At 69.1% G+C, this 3,104-nt stretch carries 5 protein-coding genes and 1 pseudogene; 3 read left to right on the top strand and 3 right to left on the bottom strand.

Annotated features, from left to right (window positions below):
- The 3 genes from G3O00_RS41610 to G3O00_RS41600 all read left to right on the top strand — a co-directional run.
- Window positions 1–653: beta-ketoacyl synthase chain length factor (locus tag G3O00_RS41610; RefSeq protein ID WP_241025587.1), on the top strand; the 653-nt coding region annotated here is incomplete at its 5' end.
- Window positions 653–1,156, top strand: a complete 504-nt coding sequence (locus tag G3O00_RS41605) for a hotdog family protein (RefSeq protein ID WP_206146481.1) — start codon at window positions 653–655, stop codon at window positions 1,154–1,156. The genes G3O00_RS41610 and G3O00_RS41605, both read left to right, overlap by 1 nt.
- Window positions 1,140–1,487 (top strand): hypothetical protein, encoded by a 348-nt coding sequence (locus G3O00_RS41600; protein WP_011353203.1) that lies wholly within the window; start codon window positions 1,140–1,142, stop codon window positions 1,485–1,487. The genes G3O00_RS41605 and G3O00_RS41600 overlap by 17 nt, the downstream gene beginning before the upstream one ends.
- Window positions 1,488–1,574: 87 nt before the next feature.
- On the opposite strand, the gene G3O00_RS41595 is transcribed toward G3O00_RS41600, so the two are convergent.
- The 3 genes and pseudogenes from G3O00_RS41595 to G3O00_RS41585 form a co-directional block, all read right to left on the bottom strand.
- Window positions 1,575–1,781 (bottom strand): hypothetical protein, encoded by a 207-nt coding sequence (locus G3O00_RS41595; protein ID WP_011353204.1) that lies wholly within the window; start codon window positions 1,779–1,781, stop codon window positions 1,575–1,577.
- Between the two features lie 124 nt (window positions 1,782–1,905).
- On the bottom strand, window positions 1,906–2,649 hold the full coding sequence (phbB, locus tag G3O00_RS41590; RefSeq protein WP_041492959.1) for an acetoacetyl-CoA reductase: 744 nt from the start codon (window positions 2,647–2,649) through the stop codon (window positions 1,906–1,908).
- A gap of 216 nt (window positions 2,650–2,865) precedes the next feature.
- Window positions 2,866–3,104: pseudogene (locus G3O00_RS41585) on the bottom strand (acetyl-CoA C-acetyltransferase); the annotation flags it as partial.

Here is a 3,104-nt window from a genome sequence, read left to right as displayed (position 1 = left end):
GCCCGGTCGTGCGCGTGGCGCTCGCGGCCGGCCACGAAGCGGTGGCCGCGAGCGGACGCGACGCCGCGACGCTCGCGACCGTGTTCAGCGCATCGGGCGGCGACGGCCAGAATTGCCACGCGATCTGCGAGACGCTCGCTGGCGACGATCGCCAGCTGTCGCCGACGCGCTTCCACAACTCCGTGCACAACGCACCGGCCGGCTACTGGAGCATCGCGACCCGCGCGATGGCGACGTCGAACGTGCTGTGCGCGCACGACGGCAGCTTTGCCGCGGGCCTGCTCGAAAGCCTGTGCCAGGTCGTGGTCGATCGCGTGCCGAGCCTGCTGATCGCGTACGACACCGACTATCCGGAACCGCTGCGCGCGGTGCGCCCGATCGGCGACGCATTCGGCGTGGCCCTCGTGCTCGCGCCCGAACCGGGCGAACGCACGCTCGCCCGTATCGACGTGCAGCTCACCGACGCGCCCGCCACGACGCTCGCGCATGCCGAGCTCGACACGCTGCGCGCCGGCAATCCGGCCGCGCGCGTGCTGCCGCTGCTCGACGCGCTCGCCGCGCGGCGTTCGACGCGCGTCGTGCTCGATTACCTGGCCGACACACGCGTGCAGGTCGACGTCGCGATGCCGGATACGTTCACGGAGCGCGCGTGATGACCGCGACGATCCCGCTCGCGCCGCCGCTCGACCACGCGTGGATCGCCGCGCACATTCCGCACGACGGCGCGATGTGCGTGCTCGATACGGTCGACGCATGGGATGCGGACCGCATCCGCTGCACCGCGACGAGCCACCGCGATCCGCACAACCCGCTGCGCGCGCACGGCCGGCTCGCCTCCGTCTGCGGCATCGAATACGCGGCGCAGGCGATGGCCGTGCACGGCGCGCTGCTCGGTGCGCACGAAGCGCACCCGCGCGTCGGCTACCTCGCGAGCGTGCGCAACGTCGACGCGTTCGTCGACCGGCTCGACACGTTCGCGCAGCCGCTCGTCGTCGAAGCGGAACGCGTGAGCGGCGACGCCCGCTCGGTACTGTACGGCTTCGCGCTGCGCTGCGGCGATCGCGTGCTGCTGTCCGGCCGCGCGGCGGTGATGCTGGATGTATCGACGTCCGGCGCGTTTCGCCCGGCGCCAGCCGGCGATGCGAATCCTCGATGAAGCCGCTTACTCAAGAGAAGGAAACCAGGTCGTGAAAGTTCGTCAGTTCATTGGCACCGCGCTCGTTCTGGCGCTGATCAGCCCGATCGCGCACGCGGACATGTCGGAAGTAAAGCAGGACATCAAGCGCGATTCGAAGGAAGCCGCGCACAAGACCGGCGAGGCGGCCCGCAGCTTCGGCCACGCAACCGCAAGCGCCGCGAAGGCGGTCGGGCACGGGGTCGCACACGCGTCGCGCGAAGGCTGGGATGCCACCAAGCGCACGACGAAGCGGATCTTCCACAAGAACGACTCGGGCGAGTCGGGTGGAAAGAGCGAAAAGAGCGATTGACCACGGGCATCGCGCGCATCGCCAGAGGCCTGCGCGCGATGCATGACCGCTCGTCGATCGCGACGCGTCACTGCGGCAATGCCGCCGTCAACGCGCGCCGCGCATGCGGCGTGCCGGCCTGGCCCGCACGCGCGCGAAGCACTTGCCGTACGCGACGAGCCAGCAATCGCGATGATCGAAGTTCCGCAGCAGACGCGCACGGCGCCGCTCGAGCCAGTAGAGCGAGACCGCCATCGTCAGCGCGACGGCCAGTGCCGTGCCGCCGATCGCCAGTCCCATCCAGGTGTCGCCCATGCCTTCTCCGGATTGCGAAGCCGAAGCGGCGCGTCTGCCGCCGCCCTGGCACTGGATATTGCGGAACGCGGCCCGACGCTCCGGCACGTGCGCGCACGCTGCCGGAGCGCCGGGCCGCTGCGGGTCAGTGCATGTGCTGCCCGCCGTTGATCGCGATGTTGGAGCCCGTCACGAAGCCGGCCTCCTCCGAGCACAGGTAGGCCACCAGCGCCGCGACTTCCTCGGGCTTGCCGAGCCGGCCCGCCGGAATCTGCGGGAGGATCTTCGAGTCGAGGATGTCCTGCGGGATCGCCGTGACCATCTTCGTCGCGAGGTAGCCCGGCGACACCGTGTTCACCGTCACGCCCTTGCGCGCGATCTCGAGCGCGAGCGATTTCGTGAAACCGTGCATGCCGGCCTTCGCGGCCGCGTAGTTGGTCTGGCCGACCGAACCCTTCGAGCCGTTCACCGACGAGATGTTGACGATGCGGCCCCAGCCGCGCTCGACCATGCTTTCGCAGACCGGCTTCGTCATGTTGAACACGGAATCGAGGTTGGTGCGGATCACCGCGTCCCAGTTGACCTTGTCGAGCTTGCGCAGCGTCATGTCGCGCGTGATGCCCGCGTTGTTCACGAGAATGTCGACCGGGCCGACGTCCCGCGCGATCTTCTCGATGCATTGCTGGCACGAATCGTGATCGGCCACGTCCACCGGGTACGCGTGGAACTCGCGACCGGCCGCGTGCATCTCGGTCAGCCAGCGGTCCGCGCCGGTGTTGTTCGGCGAATACGTGACGACTACCCGGTGGCCCGCGTCGTTCAACCTGATGCTGACCGCTTCGCCGAGGCCGCCCATTCCACCAGTCACAACTGCAATTCGCTTAGTCATCCTATAAATTACCGACAAGAAAGTAATCGATGAAGGCGGGGCGACGGCATCGCTCAGGCTGCCGCCCCACCGCTTCGATGCGCAGCCGCCCGCGTCGCGGGCGCGGCACGCACCGGCACCTCGCGCTTGTTATTGACTGCTTGTCGTGCGCGAAATCCGCTTCGCCCGCGTGCGGCGCTGGCCGGCGCCGTACGCGGGACGTATGTCAGGCTCTACTCAGGCGCGCTCGACCGCGAGTGCGACGCCCATCCCGCCGCCGATGCACAGCGACGCCAGCCCGCGCTTCGCATCGCGCTTGGCCATCTCGTGCAGCAGCGTCACCAGGATCCGGCAGCCCGACGCGCCGATCGGGTGGCCGATCGCGATCGCCCCGCCGTTCACGTTCACCTTCGACGTGTCCCAGCCCATCTGCTTGTGCACCGCCAGCGCCTGCGCCGCGAACGCCTCGTTGATCT

The sequence above is a fragment of the Burkholderia sp. Ac-20384 genome, from assembly GCF_017104605.1.
In the GTDB taxonomy this organism is placed as follows: Bacteria; Pseudomonadota; Gammaproteobacteria; order Burkholderiales; family Burkholderiaceae; genus Burkholderia; species Burkholderia lata.
Note: the sequence above shows the minus strand (reverse complement) of the source record. Positions and strands in the feature narration are given on the sequence as shown.